The sequence below is a fragment of the Robertmurraya phoenicis genome, from assembly GCF_047302285.1.
Classification (GTDB): domain Bacteria; phylum Bacillota; class Bacilli; order Bacillales; family Cytobacillaceae; genus Robertmurraya.
This window is the reverse complement of the sequence record NZ_CP154845.1, coordinates 798,561-822,647: the sequence shown is the minus strand read 5'-3', so window position 1 is coordinate 822,647 and position 24,087 is coordinate 798,561. Positions and strand designations below refer to the sequence as shown.

The 24,087-nt window shown below is 34.6% G+C and carries 24 protein-coding genes and 4 pseudogenes; 11 read left to right on the top strand and 17 right to left on the bottom strand.

The window, feature by feature from the left end:
• The first annotated feature begins 149 nt into the window (after positions 1 to 149).
• From AA0X71_RS03830 to AA0X71_RS03820, 3 genes are read left to right on the top strand one after another with little or no spacing between them, the layout of a single operon-like run.
• A complete protein-coding gene (locus tag AA0X71_RS03830) occupies positions 150 to 1,379 on the top strand; it encodes a site-specific integrase (protein WP_413356855.1) in 1,230 nt (409 codons plus the stop codon).
• On the top strand, positions 1,376 to 2,317 hold the full coding sequence (locus AA0X71_RS03825; protein ID WP_413356854.1) for a tyrosine-type recombinase/integrase: 942 nt from the start codon (positions 1,376 to 1,378) through the stop codon (positions 2,315 to 2,317). Before AA0X71_RS03830 ends, AA0X71_RS03825 begins: the two co-directional genes overlap by 4 nt.
• Complete coding sequence (locus AA0X71_RS03820; RefSeq protein WP_413356853.1) at positions 2,314 to 3,357, top strand: tyrosine-type recombinase/integrase; 1,044 nt, start codon at positions 2,314 to 2,316, stop codon at positions 3,355 to 3,357. The genes AA0X71_RS03825 and AA0X71_RS03820 overlap by 4 nt, the downstream gene beginning before the upstream one ends.
• Before the next feature lie 102 nt (positions 3,358 to 3,459).
• On the opposite strand, the pseudogene tnpC reads toward AA0X71_RS03820, so the two are convergent.
• The 3 genes and pseudogenes from tnpC to tnpA all read right to left on the bottom strand — a co-directional run.
• Positions 3,460 to 4,392: pseudogene (tnpC, locus tag AA0X71_RS03815) on the bottom strand (IS66 family transposase); the annotation flags it as partial.
• Positions 4,393 to 4,429: 37 nt separating this feature from the next.
• Positions 4,430 to 4,786 carry an IS66 family insertion sequence element accessory protein TnpB gene (gene tnpB / locus AA0X71_RS03810; protein ID WP_019155464.1) on the bottom strand — a complete coding sequence of 119 codons (357 nt, stop codon included), beginning with the start codon at positions 4,784 to 4,786 and terminating at the stop codon, positions 4,430 to 4,432.
• Positions 4,776 to 5,108 carry an IS66 family insertion sequence element accessory protein TnpA gene (gene tnpA, locus AA0X71_RS03805; protein WP_413358809.1) on the bottom strand — a complete coding sequence of 111 codons (333 nt, stop codon included), beginning with the start codon at positions 5,106 to 5,108 and terminating at the stop codon, positions 4,776 to 4,778. The genes tnpB and tnpA overlap by 11 nt, the downstream gene beginning before the upstream one ends.
• Positions 5,109 to 5,587: 479 nt before the next feature.
• Here tnpA and AA0X71_RS03800 point away from each other — a divergent pair, with 479 nt between their 5' ends.
• Positions 5,588 to 5,899, top strand: a complete 312-nt coding sequence (locus AA0X71_RS03800; RefSeq protein ID WP_413359400.1) for an AbrB/MazE/SpoVT family DNA-binding domain-containing protein — start codon at positions 5,588 to 5,590, stop codon at positions 5,897 to 5,899.
• Between the two features lie 233 nt (positions 5,900 to 6,132).
• Here AA0X71_RS03800 and AA0X71_RS03795 read toward each other — a convergent pair whose 3' ends face one another.
• From AA0X71_RS03795 to lgt, 5 genes are all read right to left on the bottom strand, one after another.
• Positions 6,133 to 7,320, bottom strand: a complete 1,188-nt coding sequence (locus tag AA0X71_RS03795; RefSeq protein WP_413359398.1) for a coiled-coil domain-containing protein — start codon at positions 7,318 to 7,320, stop codon at positions 6,133 to 6,135.
• A gap of 645 nt (positions 7,321 to 7,965) precedes the next feature.
• Positions 7,966 to 8,955 carry a cytochrome D1 domain-containing protein gene (locus AA0X71_RS03790; RefSeq protein ID WP_413359396.1) on the bottom strand — a complete coding sequence of 330 codons (990 nt, stop codon included), beginning with the start codon at positions 8,953 to 8,955 and terminating at the stop codon, positions 7,966 to 7,968.
• A gap of 13 nt (positions 8,956 to 8,968) precedes the next feature.
• Complete coding sequence (locus AA0X71_RS03785) at positions 8,969 to 9,505, bottom strand: hypothetical protein (RefSeq protein ID WP_413359394.1); 537 nt, start codon at positions 9,503 to 9,505, stop codon at positions 8,969 to 8,971.
• Between the two features lie 123 nt (positions 9,506 to 9,628).
• Complete coding sequence (locus AA0X71_RS03780; protein WP_413362463.1) at positions 9,629 to 9,883, bottom strand: cation transporter; 255 nt, start codon at positions 9,881 to 9,883, stop codon at positions 9,629 to 9,631.
• Between the two features lie 246 nt (positions 9,884 to 10,129).
• Positions 10,130 to 10,957, bottom strand: coding sequence for a prolipoprotein diacylglyceryl transferase (lgt, locus tag AA0X71_RS03775; protein ID WP_413359392.1), 828 nt, complete (start codon positions 10,955 to 10,957; stop codon positions 10,130 to 10,132).
• Between the two features lie 382 nt (positions 10,958 to 11,339).
• Here lgt and AA0X71_RS03770 point away from each other — a divergent pair, with 382 nt between their 5' ends.
• From AA0X71_RS03770 to AA0X71_RS03760, 3 genes are read left to right on the top strand one after another with little or no spacing between them, the layout of a single operon-like run.
• Positions 11,340 to 11,426 carry a hypothetical protein gene (locus AA0X71_RS03770; protein ID WP_413362461.1) on the top strand — a complete coding sequence of 29 codons (87 nt, stop codon included), beginning with the start codon at positions 11,340 to 11,342 and terminating at the stop codon, positions 11,424 to 11,426.
• Positions 11,427 to 11,455: 29 nt separating this feature from the next.
• On the top strand, positions 11,456 to 11,839 hold the full coding sequence (locus AA0X71_RS03765) for an IS66 family transposase (protein ID WP_413362459.1): 384 nt from the start codon (positions 11,456 to 11,458) through the stop codon (positions 11,837 to 11,839).
• 51 nt (positions 11,840 to 11,890) lie between these two features.
• Positions 11,891 to 12,136 (top strand): CPBP family intramembrane glutamic endopeptidase, encoded by a 246-nt coding sequence (locus AA0X71_RS03760; RefSeq protein ID WP_413359390.1) that lies wholly within the window; start codon positions 11,891 to 11,893, stop codon positions 12,134 to 12,136.
• A gap of 145 nt (positions 12,137 to 12,281) precedes the next feature.
• Here the strand turns inward: AA0X71_RS03760 and AA0X71_RS03755 are convergent, their stop codons facing one another.
• Together AA0X71_RS03755 and AA0X71_RS03750 are read right to left on the bottom strand one after the other, a co-directional pair.
• Positions 12,282 to 13,412: a DUF4179 domain-containing protein gene (locus tag AA0X71_RS03755; protein ID WP_413359388.1), complete on the bottom strand. Its 1,131-nt coding sequence runs from the start codon at positions 13,410 to 13,412 to the stop codon at positions 12,282 to 12,284.
• Positions 13,381 to 13,926: a sigma-70 family RNA polymerase sigma factor gene (locus AA0X71_RS03750; RefSeq protein WP_413359386.1), complete on the bottom strand. Its 546-nt coding sequence runs from the start codon at positions 13,924 to 13,926 to the stop codon at positions 13,381 to 13,383. Before AA0X71_RS03750 ends, AA0X71_RS03755 begins: the two co-directional genes overlap by 32 nt.
• A gap of 425 nt (positions 13,927 to 14,351) precedes the next feature.
• Between AA0X71_RS03750 and AA0X71_RS03745 the strand changes: the two are divergent.
• Positions 14,352 to 15,436 (top strand): annotated as a pseudogene (locus AA0X71_RS03745) (transposase).
• Positions 15,437 to 15,528: 92 nt separating this feature from the next.
• On the opposite strand, the gene AA0X71_RS03740 reads toward AA0X71_RS03745, so the two are convergent.
• The 3 genes from AA0X71_RS03740 to AA0X71_RS03730 all read right to left on the bottom strand — a co-directional run bounded on the left by AA0X71_RS03740 (position 15,529) and on the right by AA0X71_RS03730 (position 17,196).
• On the bottom strand, positions 15,529 to 15,666 hold the full coding sequence (locus AA0X71_RS03740) for a hypothetical protein (RefSeq protein ID WP_413359383.1): 138 nt from the start codon (positions 15,664 to 15,666) through the stop codon (positions 15,529 to 15,531).
• A 212-nt stretch (positions 15,667 to 15,878) separates the two neighbouring features.
• Positions 15,879 to 16,415 (bottom strand): NADPH-dependent FMN reductase, encoded by a 537-nt coding sequence (locus tag AA0X71_RS03735; protein ID WP_413359380.1) that lies wholly within the window; start codon positions 16,413 to 16,415, stop codon positions 15,879 to 15,881.
• Between the two features lie 643 nt (positions 16,416 to 17,058).
• Positions 17,059 to 17,196, bottom strand: coding sequence for a riboflavin kinase (locus AA0X71_RS03730; RefSeq protein ID WP_413359377.1), 138 nt, complete (start codon positions 17,194 to 17,196; stop codon positions 17,059 to 17,061).
• Between AA0X71_RS03730 and AA0X71_RS03725 the strand changes: the two are divergent.
• Positions 17,185 to 17,558: pseudogene (locus tag AA0X71_RS03725) on the top strand (nitroreductase family protein); the annotation flags it as partial. The gene AA0X71_RS03730 and the pseudogene AA0X71_RS03725 sit on opposite strands and share 12 nt — an antisense overlap.
• Positions 17,559 to 17,881: 323 nt before the next feature.
• Here the strand turns inward: AA0X71_RS03725 and AA0X71_RS03720 are convergent.
• Both AA0X71_RS03720 and AA0X71_RS03715 read right to left on the bottom strand, forming a co-directional pair.
• Positions 17,882 to 19,348, bottom strand: a complete 1,467-nt coding sequence (locus AA0X71_RS03720; protein WP_413359374.1) for an aldehyde dehydrogenase family protein — start codon at positions 19,346 to 19,348, stop codon at positions 17,882 to 17,884.
• A 470-nt stretch (positions 19,349 to 19,818) separates the two neighbouring features.
• Positions 19,819 to 20,088, bottom strand: a complete 270-nt coding sequence (locus AA0X71_RS03715) for a GNAT family N-acetyltransferase (RefSeq protein ID WP_413362457.1) — start codon at positions 20,086 to 20,088, stop codon at positions 19,819 to 19,821.
• A 148-nt stretch (positions 20,089 to 20,236) separates the two neighbouring features.
• Between AA0X71_RS03715 and AA0X71_RS03710 the strand changes: the two are divergent.
• Positions 20,237 to 20,440 (top strand): annotated as a pseudogene (locus AA0X71_RS03710) (IS4 family transposase); the annotation flags it as partial.
• 551 nt (positions 20,441 to 20,991) lie between these two features.
• On the opposite strand, the gene AA0X71_RS03705 reads toward AA0X71_RS03710, so the two are convergent.
• Positions 20,992 to 21,762: a hypothetical protein gene (locus AA0X71_RS03705; protein ID WP_413359372.1), complete on the bottom strand. Its 771-nt coding sequence runs from the start codon at positions 21,760 to 21,762 to the stop codon at positions 20,992 to 20,994.
• 246 nt (positions 21,763 to 22,008) lie between these two features.
• Here AA0X71_RS03705 and AA0X71_RS03700 point away from each other — a divergent pair, with 246 nt between their 5' ends.
• Positions 22,009 to 23,370 carry a transposase gene (locus tag AA0X71_RS03700; RefSeq protein WP_413357336.1) on the top strand — a complete coding sequence of 454 codons (1,362 nt, stop codon included), beginning with the start codon at positions 22,009 to 22,011 and terminating at the stop codon, positions 23,368 to 23,370.
• Here the strand turns inward: AA0X71_RS03700 and AA0X71_RS03695 are convergent.
• On the bottom strand, positions 23,302 to 24,039 hold the full coding sequence (locus AA0X71_RS03695) for a TniQ family protein (protein ID WP_413359369.1): 738 nt from the start codon (positions 24,037 to 24,039) through the stop codon (positions 23,302 to 23,304). The genes AA0X71_RS03700 and AA0X71_RS03695 overlap by 69 nt on opposite strands.
• Positions 24,040 to 24,087 lie beyond the last annotated feature (48 nt).

The window sequence follows — 24,087 nt, the reverse complement described above, 5'->3', positions numbered from 1 at the left end:
TAAAGTTGATTATGCCGATAAAAAAATTATCCCGATTATTAAAACAAAGTCACATAAATGTTGTGATTTTTTTTAATAATATCGGGATATTATTTTATATTGTGATAAAGCTACTTATATTAACAATCACAATATAAAGGGTGGTCACTATGAATTCGCAAAGCATTAATTCCTTAGTTGAATGTGTATTGCTAGAAATTGAAAAATTTGGCTTAAAGGATTCAACTAGAGAAATTTATGGTCGTTATTTAAAACGGCTTTTATTATTTTTTGAAGATAATAACGAAATCTATTATTCAAAACAATTAATTGAAGAATTTCTTAATCAAAAGATGAATGATTTTAAAAGCAAGAAAATCACTCTGCGCTATTATAATGCTCTCAAGCGTGGTGCATACCTTATAGAGGAATATGCAGAAACAGGTTCTATCAAATGGAAAGTATATTCAAATACTCGTAAATTCAGACCAAATATTTATTATACAGATTATATCGAGGCTGCCTTATCTAGATCAGATTTAAAAACTGAATTCCAATATAAAATTAATTGCGTTCTCAGAAAGTTCTGTTGTTTTTTGGAGGAAAAAGGTATCGATTCCTTCGAACAGTTATCTTCACAAACTGTGAAAGACTTTATCTTATCAGTACGAGAATCGAATTCAGGTAGCATGTATTACATTCTATACTCACTTAAATTATTGATCGAGTACCTCGATAACAATGATGTAATAAGTAATCCAATAAATCTAGATTATTACCATATAAAAAGTAAAAAACAAATTCTTGTGTCAGCATACAGTCATGAGGAAATTGAACGAATCATTCAAGCGATAGATCGAAGTACAGCTATTGGAAAGAGAGACTACGCTATTATCATGTTAGTACTTAACACTGGGTTGAGAGGTATTGATGTACGAAAATTAAAACTCCAAGATATCGATTGGTACGAAAATTCCATAAATATTTTCCAAAGTAAAACAAGTAAACCATTAAAATTACCTCTAAAAGGTTGTGTATGCAATGCAATAGCAGACTATATTTTAAAGGCAAGACCTAAAACAACTGAACAGAATGTCTTTGTTAGAAATATAGCACCATTCCAAGGTTTTATTAATACCGCTGCCTTAGATGGCATTATTGAACGCTATTGCTTAAGTGTAGGAATACCTAAGAAACACCTTCGGTCTTTCCATAGCTTGAGGCGTTCCATCGGAACGTGGTTAGCAGAAAAAGAAGTAGCGATCCATACGATTTCTCAAATACTTGGACACTCAGATATGAACTCTTCAAAACCTTATTTATCTTTTAATCAAAAGCAGATGAGCGCCTGCGCAATGTCATTTGAGGATATTCCAATGTCAGGAGGTGTGTTTGTATGAACTTAAATGAAATCCTATTAAACGACCTCCAAGATATGTTGGATATTAAAGAAGCACTAGGTTTTAATAAAAAATCATATGAAGTGTATCTGAAACAATTTATTCATTTCTGCGCAGAGCATTATGGGGATTCATCCTATATAACAAAGGAAATGGTTATAGAGTGGATTCGACTTCGCCCTAGAGAAAGTATAAATACTAGGAATAGACGTGTTATTGCATTACGTCACTTTACAGAATATCAAGCAACTATTGGTAGGCAGACGTTTATACTAAACTCTGACTACAACTTACCTGCGCAGCCCTATAAGCCATATCTTTTCACGGATCATGAGTTGTCCATATTGTTCCATACAATAGACAAAATATCTCCTTACTGGGAATCTCCGCAACGGGAATTCACTGTTCCTGTTCTATTCCGAATGATGTATTGTTGCGGTATGCGACCAAATGAACCATTAAATTTAAAACACACAGACGTATCTCTCGATACTGGAGAGATTTATATTAGACAGTCAAAACGGTGTAAGGACAGGCATATTTATATGTCAGATGACCTTTTAGTATTATCCCGCAAATATGATGACGTTATGGGAAATCGAGAATTCTTCTTCCAGAGGCCTGAAGGAGGACCTTATACAACACATTGGATGACAAACCAATTTAAAATTTGCTTACGTAATAGTAACCTTGATTTTGGTACCGATAAACTAAGACCATATGATTTTAGGCATAATTTCGCTACTCGTACTATTATTAAATGGTTAGAGGCAAAGAAGGATATTATGGCGTTACTCCCTTATCTAAGTGCCTATATGGGGCATTCAGCATTTAATTATACCTTATATTATATTCACCTTCTCCCCGAAAGACTGATTCATAATTCCGGAATTAGATGGGAAGATTTTTCCGATATTTATCCGGAGGCGACAAAATGAAAAATGTAAAAGACCCTAAACTATTTCTATCAATTAAAACCTTTTTAAAAGTCTATTTACCCGAAATTCGAGCTAAAAGCATCAATACTATCAAATCATATCGAGATACACTTAATCTATTCTTTCAATTTCTAAAATCGAAGAGGAAATTATCTCTTCATTTGGTAACTACTGAAGATTTTTCACCATTAGCTGTAAAAGAATTTCTAGATTGGTTGGTTGATGAAAGACATTGTAGTTTTTCAACTAGAAACCAACGACTTTCATGTATAAGAACATTCTATGGATATTTGGCTGAGGAAAACATGGAGCTAGTCGATAACTATTCTAAAATACAAAAAATAAAAAAGACACCTGTTCCAGACAGAGCACTGGATATTATTCTGACTCTCGATGATATCCGTCTTATACTAAAGCAACCAAATGGTGAAAGTAAAACGGGATTACGAGATCAGTTTTATTTATCTTTGCTTTATGATACAGGATGCAGGAATAGTGAGGTTCTGAATCTTCGCCTAAAAGACTTTCATATAAATTCAAAAGGCGAAGGCTCGATTCATATAATTGGAAAAGGGAATAAGTTTCGTGCAACGCCGATTTCTAGAGAAGTATTAGACTTATTTAATAAGTATGTTGTTTTGTTCCATCCATACCCGGATAAAGCAAAATATTTATTCTATACAGTAAGAAAAGGAATCGTTAATCGAATGTCGAATGATAATGTTGCCCGTTTTATTAAAAAGTATGAAATGTCAGCTAAAACTATAAATCCTAACCTTCCAGCTCTGCATCCACATCTTTTTCGACATGCGCGAGCCATGCATCTGTATCAAGCCGGCATGCCATTACCGTTGGTTAGCGAATGGCTTGGCCATGCACAATTAGAAACGACATTGATATATGCAAATGCAGATATAACCATGAAACAGAAAGCTATAGAAAAGGTGATTGATTCAAATAATTCTGTTTTCAATGAAGAACCCTTCAAATTTGAAAATGATGAAGACATAATAAAAAAGCTGTATGGGTTGACTGAGTAATTATTCCGATAAAAATCAAAGTGATGCAGGAACAAGTGCTTAATTTATATTGGCTAACGCTTCTGCATCTAAAATAATCGGGATAATTTTTTTATCGGCATAATCGACATGAAGGTATCCTTTAAACCCTCGTAAAAAGGCTTTCGGATGTTTACTATGACGAGTAGATTGATAATCATATAGGATGATTGGCGGAACATCGCGGCCTGATCGATACATCCACATATAGGACTTAGAATCCGCCTTACGTCCAGGTTCTGCTAGGACTTGAAGCGTGGTTTCGTCCGCATGAAGGCGATCATTCAGGATTAACAGCTCATGCATACGATTGTATAAAGTGGAAAGCCACTTTGTTGCACCATAGATCATCCAGTTGGCTAGGGTTTGACGTGATAAATACACGCCTAGACGCTCCAACTGTTTTTCTTGTCGGTAAAGGGGCATGCCTTCCACATATTTTTGATTCATAATATAGGCCATTGAAGAAGCGGATGCCAAACTTTTTGGATAGACAGGTGCTGGCATTTTAGCTTTCACAATTGGTGTTTCAATCGCTTCCCGTTCACACTGTCGACAGCCATAGATATGTTGAACATGCTCTACCACTGTTACTTGTGCAGGGATTACTTTTATTTCTCGACGAGTTTCGCTACTTATTTCATGAACATTTCCACCGCAGCACAAACAAACCTGCTCTTCTTCGGATAAACGATAGTGGATAGTCTCCGTAGGCAGATTTTCAAGCTTTGTATCTCGCTGACCTACATACTTCTTTCTATTGTAAGAAATTGTTTCAAGTGTAGGTTCTTCTACTTTTAAATCCGCTGTTATTTCCGCTTCATTAAAGAGAGAGAGTTTGAGTTGATCCGGATTTGTTTTTTCACTTGAAGTCCCGAATTTGTGTTGTTGGCTCAGTCGGAATTGTTCTTCCAACCAATTGATTTTAGCCTGTAAGACTTCGTTTTGTTTTTCCAGTTCCGCATTCCTCGCTGTTAGTTCTTCAATTGTAGATGAGTTAAGGGCGCTTTTTTCCATGTTTAAGGAATTCGACAAGAGGTGCCAAATTCCTTTTTCAAATGATGATTTGTGCAGAAACTTTTTGATGTGCTTGTCTTTGTTCTAAAGGTAGCCCATCAAGGAGCCAGTTTAACTGACGAGGACTTATGCATAAGGGCGAGGATGTTTGTTCGTCAGGCCATTGAAAAATTCCTTTTTCGAGGCGACGATAATAAAGCCAAAACCCATTATGATCCCAATGTAGAATTTTTAACTTATCACGATTGCGATTACAAAACACAAATAAGTTTGAAGAGAATGGATCTAATTGAAAACTCATTTGAACAATTGCTGCCAATCCATCAATCGATTTACGAAGGTCCGTTGAACCTGTAGCTAAGTAAACGCGATCAATAGGAGTCTTACTTAACATGGTTTTGAAGAATTTGAAACACTTCAGTAAAAAGTGTCGGATTGAAACCTTCATTAATTTCGATGGAAGCATCCCCGATTTTTACAGTCAGATGTGATGTAAGTCCTTCGAAAATGATGGAATTGGAGGGATTGACGGAAACCCATTGTGTTGAAGGAGGCGCAACGTCAGTTGCTTCCAGCTCCAATCTCCTCATCCATTTGTACATACTTTGTAAACCTATTTGATTTTGGTTACACCAAGTTTTCACACTTGGCTCACCACTAATTTTGTAGGCTTCAATGCGTTGTCGCCACATTTGTTTTCGTTCATCTTTTGACACTAAAAAACCTCCTAACAATTCGTGTACTGTGATTATCACAAAACCAGGAAATTATTAGAAGGTGTGGGTTATTTGGCGCTTACATTCAAATGACTATATTATTCTAAGCATATTATTTATGAGCCCTGAAAACATTCGGGGCTCAATGACTATTATCATTCAATTCTCTATCCCCAATCCCCAGTATGTAATTGTATCAAGAATCCCTAATATAACCATGATTCCCCAGCAAACTAATTTTTCATAAACCATTACAGCACCTAAATCTCCATTTTTCCTATCGAAATAACAAATGTAGAAAAGAATGAAGAAAGAAATCCTTATTTTTACAGTAAATAAATTGTTAATCTGCAAAGTTTCTACACAATTTAGATGTATATTAACAATATCCTGCAGAGGAAGACGATTCGATTAGTTTAATAGTTTGTACTTTTGGTACAAATCTAGTGAATTCTTATTTAATGATCATGGAGGTAAAAATGATATTTTATAGGAAGATATTAAAAACAGGTCAAATTACTATTCCGAAGGAAATTAGCTCAAAGTTAAACCTTTTAGAAGGTGAGTACCTATTTATATATAAATATCAAAATAGTATTGTAATTAAAAAGCAACATGATAATACTACATTAAACCAATGTATTTTTCGGTACGGTAAAATTTCGATCCCTGCTGAGTTACGTAAATTAATAGGGATTACACAAAATACAAGATTAAAAGTACAAATGAACAATTTCAGTGATCATATAATTATTACTCCCGAAAAAGAAAGACTCTTAAAAGACGCTTAATACTATTACTATTAGGTTATTAAATAGATTGAAAAGAAGGTACACTTGATTCGAAGTGTACCTTCTTTCCATATTTCGGTGCCACTTCTTTTCTCTTTACCAAAGAATCATACATGATGATTATCAAAATTCTGTGGATTTTCGAATAAATACTAAATGTTATTAATCTCTTATGCTATAAACCAAAAGCTTATCCTCATATATAAAGGATAAGCCTTAATTATCTAATCTATCTAAAAATTTGCTACTCTTCGTACATGCCCTTTGAATGTTTTTTGATAATAACCAGAATTCATGCTCGCAATGGCTACACCTGTAGAAGATTGAGATCCTATAAATTTCCCTCCACCGAGATATATTGCAACGTGTCCATCCCTCTTATAAGTATCAAAGAATACTAAATCTCCAGGACGTGCCTCACTTAAAGATATTTTTGTACCTTGGGTTCTTAACAACTCTGTACTTGCCCCAATACTAATTCCAGCTTGTTTAAATGCCCAACTCACGAATGCTGAGCAATCAAATCTTCCATTTGCAATATCATATGCATTTCTTCCACCACCAAAGACGTAAACAGAGTTCCCAAAATATTTATTTCCTGCAGTTAAAATCGTTTGGAGACTACTGTCATTTGTGGGTGATGTATAGGCAACTTTTCCTTCAATGTTGCTCGATTTACTATTACTTTTTTTTGTAGTGGACAAAGTGATTTGATTAGCCGCTTTTCGTGCAGCCTCTTGAGCTTCTTTTTCAGCTTTGATTTTAGCTTCTAATTCACTAAGCTTAGTCATATTACCTTTTTGAGCTTCTTCCAAATTCATTTTCAATCTAGCATTCTCTTCTTTTTGCTGTAATAAAAGTAGTTCCATTCCATCAAGTTCGATTTTCATTTCTGTTAATTCTGTCAGCTTTTGATCAACCGCAGTTTTTTTCTCTTTTACTGTGGCTTTATCTAATTCATGTTGTTTGATAAGGTCACTATCCGCTACTGCAATTTGAGAAATAGCAAAAACACGATCGATGAAGTCATTAAAACCTTCCGCACCTAAAAGAACCTCTAGATAACTTACCTTCCCTCCTGATTCCTGAAAGGATTGAGCTCGTTTTTTTAATATTTCTGTTCTCTTGGCAATTGTTTCATTTAAAATAGTGATTTCTTCTTCGAGTTTTTGTACATCAGCAAGTGCTATTTTAATGTCATTTTCAGTTTGGGTAATTAACTTATCATTCTCTCTTACCGCATCATCAGTTTTCTTTATTTTTGCCTTTACTTCAGATAATTGATTTTCAGTTTCGTTTATATTTTTTTCTACTTGTTGAATTTGTGTAGAATATTCTGCATTAACTGCAGGGATAGATACTAAACTACCTACTCCTAAGATGATTGATGTGTTTAAGACTACAAGTTTCTTTTTTAACATCCTTCTTTCCTCCACCTTCTTGTTTTTTACAAGTTTTGTTACAAAGTTACGAAGACTCATTTTTCAACTACAAATGACAGATTTCAATCTAATAATACAAATTTCTTCTTTTTTAGAATATAGTAGTCTATAGTCCCAATCAAAGAGAATATTTTTACATTTATGTTTCATATATTTATTATCTGGTCATAAGAATACAAAATACCCTTCCATTGTGAAACGGTATCTTTTTATGTTTTCCATCCTTAGTCTAAAGTTATAATGGTATCCCTTTAGCATAGTTCGTGTGATATTTCACTTTTAAAAAATGGAGAATTAACTTCTTATTTTTTTGTGAAAATCTATAAAAAATACATATAGTTCTATTAAAATTAAATAATTTTAAATAAGAGAACGCTCATGATAAATTAACAGAAACAAAAAGAACTTACCATTAAATGATAAGTTCTACCAAAGTTTTTTTCTTTATGGAGCTGACAAAATCCTAATCTTTCATCTTCTTTATGTCTTCCTTTTTGTTGGACTTAGTACTGCAATATAAATGGTTCGCCAAATTTTGACGTAATGGTGATTCCAAATAAGTGTTCTAAGAGTGTAATTACGAAAAAGCTAATCTTGTTTGATCAGCTTTTTGAATCTGCCTACTCATTTAGTTAAATTCGAAAAACTTATTTCATGAGGAGTTTTTCCTAGTTCGACTTTTTTTATTACCTCAAAACTTTCATCATCTACAACTGTAAGATCATTTGAATCCTTATTTGTCACATAAAGCTTATTAATACCAGGTACATAGGAAACATGGTTAGCTGAATCTCCTGTGATAACCTTTTTAGTAATTTCATAATTTTCCAGATTAAATTTAATAAGGTCATTAGAACTACGATTCGCTGCGTATAAAAACTTTCCATCTGGCGAAAGTTCTAATCCATGTGTCCCATCCCCTGCCTTAATCGTCCTAATTTCTTTTTGTTCAACAATGTCGACAACGGAAATTGTCCCATCTGTTACATTGGCAGTAAATAAATATTTATCGTCCTTTGATGGTTCTAGTTCATTTGGGGTAGTACCAACAGGGATCGTTGAAATTATTTCCATTTTTCTAGTATCTATTAACGAAATATCATTTGACATCACATTGGATACATATGCTAAACTCCCGTCATTACTAAAATCAATATGGGCTGGACTTTTGGAAGGAGATTTTATTTCTTTTATGATCTCCTCTCTTTTCGTATCTACTACTTTAATGAAATTGTATTGCTCTCCTTCCTTTAAATCTCCACTTGCTAAATACAGGTATCTTCCATCGGGAGTAATATCAATTCCATGAAGGTTTACTCCAGTATCAATCTTCTTTTCGACCTCTCCTGTATCAGAATTGATAATAAATAACTCTCCCTTGTCATAATTACCAGCATATATTTTTTTACCATCTAAACTTACTTCAATCCCATCCGAGAGTTGATTATCTACCTTTATTGTCCTAACCACTTCATCCTTTTTAGTATCAATAACCGATATTGTTCCTTCACCTGCATTCGGTATATAAGCTAGAGGTGGTCCACTCTTTGTAGAAATGTAAAAAATTGCTACTACTATCAATAAACCAACAAATATGAGTCCTATTTTTTTCATCTTTAATCCCCTCTCAATACAAATTTTTAAAGATTTCTGTAAGTTCATTTTTCTCCCATATAAAAGATCTTGAAGGAATATACTCTATGTTTTCTAATTCTAACGTTATAGGTTCCTCCATAACTTCTCCATTCCATGTTAAGTAGCCAACCAGATGATGCGTGTCTTCGTTAGCTAATTCCCACTTAAATGTACCTTCAGGACTTTTGTTTGTTCCGAAAGTTAGTATTGCAAGTTGGTCTACCTCATATTGAAGTAGATCACCCGAATGAGTGTTAAAAGCTATTTCAAAAAGAAGTTGATCGGTTGAACTTTTTTCGGGTATCAAGGTTATCTGAATTGCAACTGTTCCCTGTGAATCCGTTTTTTGTAAAGATGAGTTTGTTTCCTTTTCTAAATTAATTTCCGATTGAGTTGACCTTACTTGTTGTGCAATTGTTTCTTCGGTTGTTTCTGCTTCTGGTACATTTAACTGATCTAGATAAAACCATCCAATAAACATTACAATGAACGCTGCTCCTAGAAACATGAACAGTTTCTTTTTATTCATTAGTTCTTCTCCACCCTTAATTTTTATTAGTTGGTTTTATCATCGCATGTATATGTGCAGATTTAATTGAGAACTATAGGAAATTTTAAAAACCCAAAGTGATAAATATCCTATATTAAGATATCATGCATTTTTACTTTCTCTTTGCTTTTTTTCTCTATCTTCATCATTAGATCCAGCTGTTTCAATATCCTCGTGCGCCTCATACCCTGCATGTGAAACCGCTTGAATTATGTTAGATATAGAAACGTACTCAGGCTTAAACTCGATTTGCATTTCTTCAGTTGCTAAATTCACATTGGATGACATCACACCAGGTAGCTTTATTGTCACTTTTTCTATTCTCTGGGCACATGAAGCCCACGTCATACCTTCAATATTTAAAATTTTTCAGCCATAATCAACATCCGCCTTATTCAAATAATTGACGAATTTCTGAATCTGAGAAAAGTATCCTATAGAGTTAGTATCTAGTGCATCAATAGCAAACTCCTGCATAAGCTCCGATAATACTTGCAACTCCTGATTTCTATATAAAAAACAAGAGAAGTCTATCATCAAAGGACACATTTATCCCTTGATGACTGACTCCTCCTTGGGTTATTCTATTAATTTTTGTCTGTTTTAAACTTGTACCAAGTAATAGATTACGAGTGACATCACCATGATAAACAATACAAACACGCCTGTTTTGAGATATTCCCTAGTTTTGATATTATTATCTTGTTTTATAATTTTATAATTTCTCCGATATTTTATTAAGATTATCGCAATTAAGATACCTATCAAGCTCATCACATGACTTACACTGAAGGGACCAATGACCATTGGATTAACTCTGGTAAATTCTACAATACCTCGAATAATCAAAAATCCAATTAAGTAATGAAGAAACACTTGACCTGAGTAGGAAGGTTTCTTTAGACGTAACAACAGATATCCAAATAATAGGTAATCTAATAAAAATTCATATGCTTGGGCTGGATGAAGGTACTCTCCATATTTCTCTACTCCCCAAGGGAGTTCACTAGAAATAGGCCCTCCAAATACGTCGCAGCCAATTCTGCTTATCCCCTGTGCAATAATTAAAGCAGGAGCTACTATATCTAATGTTTCCCAAATTGGTAACTTATGACGTTTTAAAAACCAGTAACCAACAAGTAACCCTCCTAATATTCCACCATGTATGGAAAGCCCACCTTCTGATATATGAAGGATTTTGAGAGGATTTTCAAAGTAATAAGATGGATTATAGACTAATATATAGACAACTCTTGCTCCAATTACCCCTCCGATTAACGCATAAAGGGCTCCATCCAATAATTTTTTATGGTCAAGACTTCTTCTTTTGGCCTCTCTTGTAAAAAGAAAAAGTCCAACTGATGCACCGATCGCTATCATTAAACCAAAAAAGTAGACTGTTACTGGACCTAAACTAAATATAGGTATCATGTATATTCCTCATTTCTAATGTATCTTCTTGGAGATTTAAAAAATGACACTATACTTTTTCCTTGCTCCTAGTTTTTTCTATCATACTTGTAAAAAATGAATTTTTTATCGAGAAAGTGTGTACATTATCTAACTATCTTTATCTTATTTTTTCATATTCCAAAATTCATCGGTAAACAACGAGAGGGGTTTTAGAATGTAGTCATTCACCCATATATGCACAAATTCTTAATCGTTCTGATGGAAAGCCAGGTCAATCAAATGCATACAATTGGATCTTCCGAAGCGTACCAAGCCAAGGGCCTATTATCGTTCTTTTCCATAGTGCTTATCGCGAAGTCGAGCAGTCCTAGAAGGTTTTACAGGAGGATTTAAAGGAACCGTGGTATGCGATGGCTATTCGGCATATGGGAATTTACTCGATATCACCTTCGCCAATTGTTGGCACATGTACGACGTTATTGGCTGAAAGCTGATAGCAAAAACGGCCAAATTGGGGTGGAATATTGCGATCGATTATATCGGTTAGAACGTCAATTTAAGCATCTTTCACCGGGAAAACGCCGAAATGCCAGACAAAAACATTCAAAACCAATTGTAGAACAGTTTCTAAAATGGGTAGAGGAATCGCCTTTCTTCGGGAAAAACGCCTTAGCGAAAGCTGCCGATTATACATTAAATCGGGTAGAGGGATTAAAAACTTTTCTATCCGATGGTCGAATTGAAATAGACAATACTCCAGCAGAAAATGCGATTCGCCCAAATGTGATTGGTCGAAAAAATTGGCTTTTCTCTGTTAGTGAAGCCGGCGCAAAGGCAAACACCATTTGTTTAAGTTTAGCGGAAACCGCTAAAGCAAACGGTATCGATTTTTATCAATAGCTGGTAAAGAATTTTCAACATATTAAATTTTTTAAATCGAACTTTCGGGGTATGATGTTAAATAAATGGGGACAAAAGTATGGACTATTTAAGGGAATCGTTTTAACATCCTTAATATTTGCTATTTTACATTCAGGGAGCTTTTTAGCCGCATTTTTAACTTCTTTCTTGTATTCAATATTATATGTCAAAACAAAGAAACTATATTTTCCAATCATTGCTCACTCCTTCGGCAATCTTATTGTTTTCTTACCTAGAATTTTTTTAAACCGTCTACTTCAGAGAACAGCGAAATAGTCTCTACAACTACTGACATTATTACAACTATTGGAATATCGCTCGTTCTACTGTCGATAACTGTATATGGTCTTTACAGATTGTATCCAACCGATAAAACTATGCCATATTCGAGTTGAAATTTCATAATAGTTCCTAAAAACGGTTAGTACAAGAAAACAAGAAGAATCCTAGGGATATCATATCCTACTGGTATCCTTCTTGTTGTTTTTCTGTTACTAATGTGTAGTGGAATCTCAATTGTTTCAAGCTTGAATGGGGGTTTGGCAAGTTCCAATTCTACTCCATTTCCCCCCTTACTTGTTTCTTTATAGCTAGTTACAATAGGCGTGATGAAGATAGATGTAGCGTCCTCGGCAATCTCTGTCGTTATCGCTCTTCCGCTCTTTTCAATAACACTTCCAAAAGAACCATTTGTCACCATAGTATATACGTTACCTAAGTTATCCGACAGTTCATAATCAAAAAAGACAGCGGACAATTTTTCTTCTCCCCACACTTTTCGATCTACTCTTTGATTAAAATAGAAGCTTGTAGAAATGGGGGTTGTAGTCATATTTTTTAGTTCTACTTCCATCCCCTCTCCTTTGGTTACACGATTCTCAAATTTTTGTATATCACTTTCAACTTTATCCAAAATAAAATTAAATGACCAATTACCTTCCGTTTGATTTTTCCTATCTTCGAGTGAAAAGATTGAAATCCCTTCTAAAATGAAGTTAATACTATCAGGACGGTTCCCATTTAGTATATTAACCGTGTATATCCCAGCATACTTATGCTCATCTAATTTCTTCGTTAATTGAGTTCCGCTTAGCTCTCCATATAGCTCCTTAAAATAATTCGGATCCGATTCTATAATTGGCTCTTCCCCTAAATCATGTTCACTATCAATCATATAAGCTATGGTAATATTCTCACCATCATACACGGCTTCTGTTAAAGTGATACGGACGCCATTACTTTCTTCTGTTAAATCTAATTTTGTAGTATAACTATCGTATTCTTCAAAAATATATTCTCTATCATTATCCTCAAACAGCTTGAAAATATTTCCGATAACCGGCAATTTTTCCGCAAATGAAGGAAAAGAAAAACCTAAAGTAATCACAGTTGTGATAAATAGCACCGCTGCAGCAGGTAGAATTCTTAATAAATGATTTTTCTTCTTTACCTTTATTTCAGCTCTTTGTATACCTATACGAATAGACTGCCGAACATCCTCTTTTGGAACTTCTACTTGTTCAAAAATTTCCTGTAAGAACTTTTCTTTCATCACACTTGTCCCCCTTTAGGTTGGTTTTTAATTGTTCCTTCCCCCTGTGGAGATATGTTTTTACCGTATTTTCAGGGATGTCCATGATAGTAGCTATGTCTTTTATCTGAAGATCTTGGAAATAAAATAGAATAATAGCATCACGATATGTTTCTTTCAGATTTTCAATAGCCCTAAACAAGTCAATTTGTTCAATGTTATAAACTTCTTTAGTCGATATAAACTGCTCCATATTTTCACATGGCAGATCTCTTTTTCTCTTTTTTAAAAAATCATATGCAGAGTTTATCAGTATTTTTGTTAACCAAGTAGAAAAGTATTTATTCTTCTTTAATGTCTTTATAGCTATGAAAGCTTTATAGCTCGTTTCTTGTACCACATCCAAAGCATCTTCTCGATTACCCATATATAAAAATGCGGTTCGATATAATTGGTCACTATACAACATCAGAAGTTCCTCAAAAGCCTCAGTATCACCAGATTTTGCTTTCTTGATCAATTTAATTTGTTTCATCTTCCCCCTCCTTTCTCTAGCCATTAGATAGTCAATCTATGGGAAAAGTTTCAAAAAAATAAAAAAACGCGCTAAACTCCTTGGTTAACACGTACTAAATGTCGATTATTTTTCAGTTACTTTCGTATAAATTCAACAAAAACAGGTCTTAATCCTTCTTGGATTAGGACCCCTTGCCAATACTGTCATAAGGTAGAACTTCATTGCAATTCATTTCCATCTCGAAATACTCATTTCTCTTTCATTTATAATTTTTTTCTAACTAACTCAACTTTCGCATCGAGATATGTTCGATAAGTTCAACCAGCAGTAGTTGCCGATGTTACGATCATTGACACATAAAAATGCATGAAAAAACACCTATCCGTTTGGTATAGTTGATTTGTCGAGAATCAAACATTCCATACAGAAGAGGTGTCCTCTATATGATAACGAATCATGACCAATCTAAGCAACTTCCAAATGAAATTAATTCTACCTTTAAAGAACTAAAAGTATTGAAACATCTTAGAAAATCTGGAATTACCAAATCTTTTGGCTTTACCTGTGCTGATTTATTTCAGCTCATTTTCTGTTTGATCTTTGAAAACAAAAACTGGTTTCGAACACTTGAAAGTAAGAAATCTACCGATATTCCAGCTAAAGACGCAGTCTATCGTTTCTTAAACCGTTCCACTTATTCATGGAGAAGATTCCTCCTGATATTAAGCGCACATTCGATTGAAAAAGTAAGTAAGCTTTACAAACGGCTCCTGAACAAATTCCAACGATGATTGGGCGGGCAATGAACACTGGTATTCAAGCTTCTCATGTGCTGATGGACACTTGGTTTACTCATCAACCACTTATTAAAGAGATCAAAGATCAAGGTCTTGATGTCATTGGCATGGTGAAAAACTTAAAGCAACGGTACCTGATGAAAGATAAAAAGGTTAGTTTGAAGGAACTCGATTCATTCGCTTCATCCGTTCAAGGAAAGAAAGGGATTCTTCGGTCTATTCAAACGACACATGCCAATGGAGTTCCAGTCAAAATCGTATTTGTCCGTAACCGGAATAAAAAGAGTGAATGGTTAGCGATTTTAAGTACCGATTGCTGCTTAAGTGAACAAGAAATCATTCGCATCTACGGAATTCGTTGGGACATTGAAGTCTTTTTCAAAACAACCAAATCATTATTAAAGCTACAAAAGGAGTTTCAAGGTCGTTCGTATGACTCCTTAATTTGTCATACCACCATCGTCCTTACGAGATACATGGTCCTCTCCTGGCAGAACCGGTGTAGCACAGACCACCGGACATTAGGGGGACTATTTTATGATCCTTGTGATGAAATTAGTGATCTCGATTGGGCTGTCGCACTCGTGCAGTTACTCGAGCTTCTTCAAGATGTCCTAAAAGAAAGTAACAAAAGAATTCAGAAGTTCATTCAAAGTCAACTACAACACTGGATGGCAGGCTTACCTAATTACATCATGGTCTACCTGCCTATTTCAGTGTACGAAAGTTGAGTTAATAACATTTAGGTGAAGGGTCTCCTGGGAAAGGCAAACGCAAAAAGGCAAAATGGATATCACGTAAAGTGAATATCCACTTTGCCTTTTTAGCTTTTATTTTTTCTTTCCCTTGCTGCTCCCTTCCTTGCTTTTTTACTTTGGGTAAACTCCGCAGCAAATTCTGTATCAGCTGCATTATTCCCTCCCGTATGTGGCTGACTTCGATTGTTGTTGCGGTTTGTCATGGTTTACATCCCTTCTTAATCAGGCTACTGTCTAAAAAAGCTTATTCCAAAAAGATCCCAGTAGCTCATTAGTATATTGCATTTTCATTAGAAGAATATTCCTTGGACTTTCGGTAAAAAAGGACTGACCCTAGTTTCTCTATTTCCCCCATAAAAAAACGTTAATCACACTTAGATAAACGTACAGGAAAATTATATAATCGTTATTACTCCTAATAGTTTGAAATTTTTTGCAAAGAAATCATTTCCTCAGCCAATTTTATTATACGCTTTGAAACTTCCACATTTTTTATTTCGTTATCCTCATCAAAATCATCATTATGTACAAATACATTACCAACCGGTACTATACCTTTTAGGTAAGTTAGGATTGGCCTTAATTGATACTCGGTAACAAGATAATGCTTTTCGGTACCTCCAGTTGTGATGATTCCGGTAACTTTAGATTTAAATGCATCAATGGGAAAATGGTCTATCAAGTTTTTAAGTGCACCCGTAATAGATGCCTGGTATATAGGTGTTCCGAAAATAAGAAAATCTGCCGATAAAATTGTATTTACCACTTTCATTGTATCACTATTGTAATAACTTAATGGGTGCCCGATTACCAATTCCACATCATACTCTCGTAGATCTATTAATTCTATTTGGATGGATGAATCGATTGTTTTTGCTGCTACTAATACTTCGTGTACAGCCTTTGATGTTTTGGAACCAACAAGTGACCCTGATACCCCTACAAGTTTCATTTCACAACCTCCCTCTTTAAAACTTGATTTATTAACTCTTTCCGAGCTTCGTTCTTTACTGACAAAACCAACCTTTATTATTCTGTCCTCATTCTTTCGTAACAATAAATGTTTTTACTTACGATCCTTTCAATCTTTTTGGAAAAACGAGAATCATTTTAATCATATAGACAGCTATCATGACCATAACGATTAAATTAACAATAGTGTTTATTCCTACACAAACATATGCAAGAGTAAAAACGAGAATGGGCTTCGTCAAGGTGAATGCCGTCAATTCCCAAATTGAAACTTTAATTTTCTCTTAAAAAGTTTGCTTAACAGCAATCCACATCCTGTCAAAAAGGTAATCCCTATTAACGTAAAAAAGATCATAAAAAAAGGATATAGAAAAAGAATTTGGATTATATAGATGCTTTGGGAAACAGTATCACTTCCCGAAAAGCTATCAAGTAGTAAGCTCATTTCTTTAGGAAAAAACAAAATTACCAATAAAGTCATTAAGTAAAAAGATTGTATTTCTCATATCTAATCTATTTAAACGAAAAATAGCTTCTTTTTTGGGCAGCATTATACAAACCTTTAATGTATCTATAAGTTTCACATTATTCATCCACCATTTCTTCCTACTAACAATTAGAAACTAATTCAACCCCAGTATCTTTTTTGCTTCCAATTTATCTTGTTTCATCTGCTCAATTAATGGTTCAATTCCACTAAATTTAATCTCTTCACGTAGATAGTGTAAAAAGGATAAGGTAACCGTTCTATCATGGATCATTTAAGAAATGTCTCCCATTTTCCTGAAGAACACTTAGAGAATTTCTTAAAATGAGTGGAAGAGTTTCAAAAAAATGATTTTAAACTTCTCGATGGATATCGTCCCTTATATGATTGGGCATCTAAGCAAACCTATATAGAGATCTTGCAAATATGATGACTGCCGCTGCCCAAATCGGAATTGATTCCTGTCCTATTGAAGGGTTTAACATTGAAAAAATGAACCGGCTATTAAAGGAAGAAGGCTTATTAGAAGATAGGCATTTCAGTATTTCTGTTATGGCAGCCTTTGGTTATCGTACAAAAGACCCTCGGCCAAAAACTCGAAGACCTTATGATGATGTTGTTAAATGGATATATTAATAATATTGACTAAAGTTTCTTATATCTTAATCCTGCCCTCTACTATCTGTATAAGCTTACATCTCTTCTATCTATCAGAAGGTTGATATAGAAAAACTTCCCTCAGGGCTGGCTTTACCAATGAAACAGTACCATCATTCCCTACAAACAACGATGTTTTACACGATATCAAGATCGTAAACTCAATCCATAACGCAGTCATGGTGTATTTCTTTGGGATCATGATGTCTGAATCTCTGTATTTGAACATTTTTATAAATTTACAAATGAATCAAGGCAAACTCAAAAAGAATCGCCTCACAGGTCGATTCTTTTTGTAAGTATTATTGTTGTTGTTGTTTAAAGAATGGATAGAAGCGATCTTCTTCTTGAACACTAATCCACTTTACCGTGGTGAATTTCTCAATTGCCCATTCGCCACCAAATCGGCCGACTCCGGAACCTTTTTCACCACCGAAAGCAACATGGGCTTCTTCATTGACAGATTGATCATTTACATGAATCATACCCGTTTCGATTTGTTTTGCAACCTGCACACCGTGGTGAATATCCCCACTAAATACAGCACCACTTAAACCAAATGGGGAATCGTTAGCAATACGGATTGCATCTTGTTCGTCCTTTGCTCTTATAACAGATGATACAGGACCAAACATTTCATTTTGGGCAACAGGCATATCATTCGTTACGTCGCTAAGAATTGTTGGATATAGAACATTCCCCTCGGCTTGTCCACCAATAACAACTTTAGCACCCTTTGCTTTACTGTTTTCAATTTCTTTTTGGATTCTTTTAACTTCATTATTATTGATTAATGGTCCAACCGCTGTTTCAGGATCAGATGGGTCTCCTGCTTTGAGTTGACTAACTTTATCTCTAAATGTCTCTAGGAATTTATCGTAGATACTATCATCTACTACAACACGATTTAAGGACATACAAATTTGCCCTTGGTGTAAATAAGCCCCAAATGCAGCTGCTTCTGCTGCACGTTCAATATCGGCGTCATTAAGCACGATTAGTACATTATTCCCACCTAATTCTAGTGCGACATCTTTCAATGTTCTACCAGCTATTTCACCAATTCTACGTCCAACTTCTGTTGAACCTGTAAATGACACAAGCTTTGGAATAGGGTGCTCAACAATATCATCTCCGACTTCAGAACCCTTGCCTACGATAACACTTAGTACCCCTTTAGGTAAACCAGCTTGTTCAAATATATCAGCTAAAAGAAAGCCTGAAGTAATTGGTGTAGAGGATGCAGGTTTTAACACAACACTGTTACCAGTTGCAAGTGCAGGGGCAACAGAACGCATCGTTAGCACTAACGGAAAATTCCATGGACAAATCACGGTGACAACACCTTTCGCAGATCGATAGATTCGGTTTTCTTTTCCAGGTACATCAGAAGGTAAAATCGAACCGGTCATTCGATATGGAAAGGACGATGCTTCTTTTAAGCTTCCAACCGTTGCACCCCACTCAATTTCTGCTTTTACTCTCGTACTGCCAGATTCCTTTATTAACCAATCAATTACTTCATCTTTTCGTTCAACAAATAATTGGGCCGCTTTTTCAATAACTTGTCGTTTCTCCCCTGGCCCTTTGTTTTCCCATGCTTTTTGAGCATTAATAGCCGCCTCGTAAGCACGATTTACATCTTCTTTTGAAGCACCTTTGATTTCATTAAGTACTTCATTTGTGTATGGATTTGTGTTTGTAATAAAACTATTACTTGAACCTTCTACCCAATCACCAGCTATAAATTGTTTTGTGTATTTCTCCAACTAGATTCGCTTCCCTTCTTATGTAAAATTGGGAACAACTTTCTTTATCGTCCCCTTGCATGGGGAGTTAATATCGAATGCGAAAAATGTTCCCTCATACTAAACTACTTGTTTAGGTCATCCTATTTATCATTTTTATACCAAAAAGTATAAAAATTGTATTTACAGAATACAACACACAATAAATTCAAACAATTTTTATGCTCAAGTTTATTTAAATAAATGGATATCGATGTGAAAGATAAAAGAAGTTTCAGGAATGACAAACATTGGCTCTTCGGTGACACAGCAAACGTATAGAGGATAAGTAAAAAACGTTCCTTATATAGTATAAGAAACGTTTTTTTGATCGGATTGGATTGACAAGCAAGAGATTGAACCGGTGGTCGGTGTCGAACTATAGAGATTTCTGAAATACTTCAAAGCAATAATGTGTTCTTCTTCATCCTCAGATGGTATGCTAACAAACCTTACGAGTTAATCCTTAATCTATATGCTTTAACAATTATTCCATCATCAGCGGGTTCAAAGTCATATTGGGGTAATCGTTCAAACCCGAGATGTGCATAAAGTCTCATAGAATTCTCCATAAAATCTGCAGTATGCAGGCCGATGGAATGGTACCCATTTGCTTTTGTTCTTAGAATACATTCTTTAACCAATGCTGTAGCAACACCTTTCCCACGAGCTTCCAGTGTTACAGCAAGCATTCTTATTTCTGGGTAATTTAGCTCTTCTATATACCCTTCATATCACTAGTGTTGCATTAATTTAATTTCAATATTACAAAGACTCATAATCTTCACAAATCTTATTTTATGCAAAGAAATAGTCCTTTATAATGGATAAGTCAGGTGGTAACCCGTCCAAATCCACTAGTAAAGGCGCATTAAAAAGTTTTACGGTCAGAGCGAATGGGCGATTCAAAACCAAATATTTATCGCACTGATTGTTTTTTGCCTTCATGTTCTTGTGCAAATTGAAACAAAAAGCAAGCGAAAAACGCTACAAATTAGCCGTTATTTAAGGGCTGCCTTGTGGAAGCCAGCGCATATTTGGATTCGAAAGCTTGAAGGAAAAGCCATCCCTTGATAAGAAAATCTGTCGTCGTCGCACAAGTATAATTGAAAATAAATTTCCAAATGAACAGAGCACCTTTAATTGGGTATTTACCTTTTGGCTCTAATTAGGAGAAATGGAAAAAATGAAAATTAGGACAATATTCATGCAACACTAGTGATAAAATATAAAGAAAATTAAAACTCTCGTTACATTTTTATGCATAAGTTTGTCAGCTATCCTTTTAAAGCATAAGTATGTCACAATGACATTTTTATGGTTTAAGTCACAATGTGACGTAAACCATAAAATTTCCAGTAAATAAGGCATAAACTTTCCACACTTAGGGCCACTTGAGCTCATGACACTTTCCTTGTATATTTTCCACTCCCTTCATTTTATTTATTTTATAAATCTGGTTATAAAAAGGCTAATTATATATTTTCAGGAAAGCTTATGCTTTATTTCTTTATTAGAGGAATTTTTATGCTTTATCCCCTTATATCCAAATCTGATCGTTAATTTTGTCTCTAAAAATAAAAAATCCTTCTGATATGTCAAGCAAACCAGAAAGATCATAATAATTATTTGTATCCTAAAGAAAGTAAAATATTTTTCCTTAATTCCCCATATTTTCTTTCAATTAATATTCCCGGAATAGAAACCATTTTATTAATTTCGTTAATGCTAGGGTACATACCCTTATTGTGCAAATCTAAAATTATATTTTCAATTTCCCTTGAGATATTTTTCTCCCTCTCTTTTGCTTGATTAACTATATATCCCTTATATCTTGCAGTTACCTTTTTACATAAATCTGGAGCATATCTTTGGGCCGTAGTAGGAGGAATTTCACATTCATTTAGACACTGTTTTAAGCTTATTGGTATTTCCAAGTTAAGACATTTTATTAAAGCGTTCTCTAGATTCTCTTGTCTTTTAATTAGCTTTTCGTTTTGATATGAAGCATAATTTTCATTGATAATATTACATAGAAGTGGAAAGTATCTTATTGAAGATTCTCTTCTGAATCCACCTTCACGACTTATTTCAGTTAGACTTTTATGTTTATTTGAAATTATTGCTTCTTTAAGGTGAGCTTCTAAATCCTCTTTTGAGACCCTCTTTTTAGTTATTTTATTATCGTTATCAATTATTTTTACTTTTAAACCTAGTTCCTCTTCAGAAATTAACTCATATATTGAGCATCCAATTTTCCTCCCAATTTGGAACAAGTTTTCCGGTGATGGTAATGCCTGATTGTTTACCCAAGTCCACAATGTAGGATTATTAACTTCAAGGAACTTAGAGAGCTTGATTATACTACTAAACCCAAGTTCTTCCTTGATTTTCACTAGCATTCTACTAATCTTATTTTTAATTGGAAATGATGTTTGTTTTTGCGCCTTTTCAATTAACAGTTTATAGTTATTTACTCAACTTTCGCACCTTGAAAATCGACCTTGTTTTAGGTCTATCAAAGCTTTAAGAACGATCACTTTGGGTGCTTGACAAGTACATTTAAACAGAAAAAGCACCTCAATCTTTGGTATAGTGGAATTGACTAGAAACCATTACCACAAAGAAGAGGTGCCTTCTCTATGATAAAGGAAAAACACTCGAATGAGCAACTACCAAATGAACTTTCTGCAGTATTCTCTGAATTACAAGTATCGAAGTACCTTCGCCAAGCGGGTATTCGAAAAAACTTTGGGTTTTCATGTGCCTATCTGTTTCAGCTTGTTTTTAGTCTGATCTTTCATCAAAAAAATTGGTTTGCCCTTGTCACTTCTAAAAAGAGCGAGCGTTATCCGGGCAAGGATACCGTCTATCGTTTTTTAAATCATTCCAAGTTTGCTTGGCGGAAATTTCTTTTATTCTTTAGTACAGCTACCATTCAAAAGGTCAGCGTGCTTACATCAATGGACCGTCCAAAAGTGCTCATTATTGATGATTCTACGTTTGATCGAAATCGTAGTAAGAATGTGGAGTTGCTTGCCCGTTGTTTTGATCATGCTTCTTTGAAAATGCGATTTTATAAAGGATTTCGAATGCTTACATTAGGCTGGTCAGACGGTCATACTTTTATGCCAGTTGATTTCTCTTTACTAAGCTCAAAAACGTCTTCTATTAATGGAATCAACGAAGAAATTGATAAACGAAGTTCCGGTTACAAGCGCCGTGTCGAAGCTCTCCAGTCTGCGCCTGATCAAATCCCAGCGATGATTGAACGGGCAATATCCAATGGTATCGAGGCATCTTACGTTTTGATGGACACATGGTTTACTCAACAACCTTTAATTCAGGCAATCGTCGAACAAGGGCTTGACGTTATTGGTATGGTCAAAAATGCAAAGCAACGTTATCAAATTAATGGTCAAATGGTTTCATTAAAAGAACTCTATCGATTAGCGTCACCACTTCAAGGAAAGAAAGGGCTTCTTCGTTCGGTCACGACGATGATGAAAAACGGGGTACCCGTTAAAGTCGTGTTCGTTCAAAATCGTAATAAGAAGAGTGAATGGCTTGCCATTCTAAGCACGGATTGCACACTCTCCGAACAAGAAATTGTCCGTATTTACGGCATCCGTTGGAATATTGAAGTGTTCTTTAAGACAACGAAATCGCTCCTTCGTTTACAAAAGGAGTTTCAAGGACGCTCGTACGACCTACTTATTAGCCATACAACAATTGTTTTTACTAGATATATCATTCTCTCGTGGCAAAATCGTTGCCACACAGATGAACGCACATTAGGTGGTTTATTTTATGACCTTTGTGACGAAGTAAATGAACTTGATTGGGCTGTCGCATTGCAGCAATTAATCGAGCTTCTTCAAGATGTCTTGAAGAAAACAAATAAACAAACACAACAATTACTTAAAAATCAACTATCACAATGGATTGCAGGTCTGCCTAGTTATATCAGAGCTTACCTGCCTAATTTGGTATGCGAAAGTTGAGTTATTTATAATAAACTCCTCATCACTAGTAATTGATTCAATATTTTTATTATTAATGCCTTCTCCTAACCATGCATGACAATATTGGCAATAGCCCATGATTAAATTGCTATGCATTAAGGGTAATACCTTGCTACATTTAGGGCATTCCTCTTGAAAACTAGTATTATGCAAGTCACATTTTTTTATATCAGATATATACCAGATTAAAGGTTCATAGATTTCTTTTGAATCTTTCTTAAATTGATTTAGACATTCTGGACACCATCGTCTTTTATGTGAGGTGATATTTTTAGAAAAAATACCAGTCCAATTATTCATTGTCAAATACTGAATATCAGCTCTACCAGTTAATTTATTTATTGTACTTGAAAATTCAACACTAGATTCACTTATTCCATTTAGGAGATAATATTTCGATATCACACTACCTTGTAAAAGTTGATTTTGTAAATAGTTTATTTCAATTTTAGGGGCAATTACATTCCTTAAAAGTGAAGATAACTTGACATTATGTTCGGCTGACAATCGAGTAATATAGCTAGTCAAACTTTCAATATATGCTGTGCCAATTCCAACTGGTTCCAAATCATATAACACTGTTCTATTAGATAGTAGATATTTAAATTGTCGATCTTTTTCTTTTAATCTATTAATTACAATGCTCATACACTTACCTCCCGAATTAACTATTGCTTAAACTAAAAGAAAAAATAA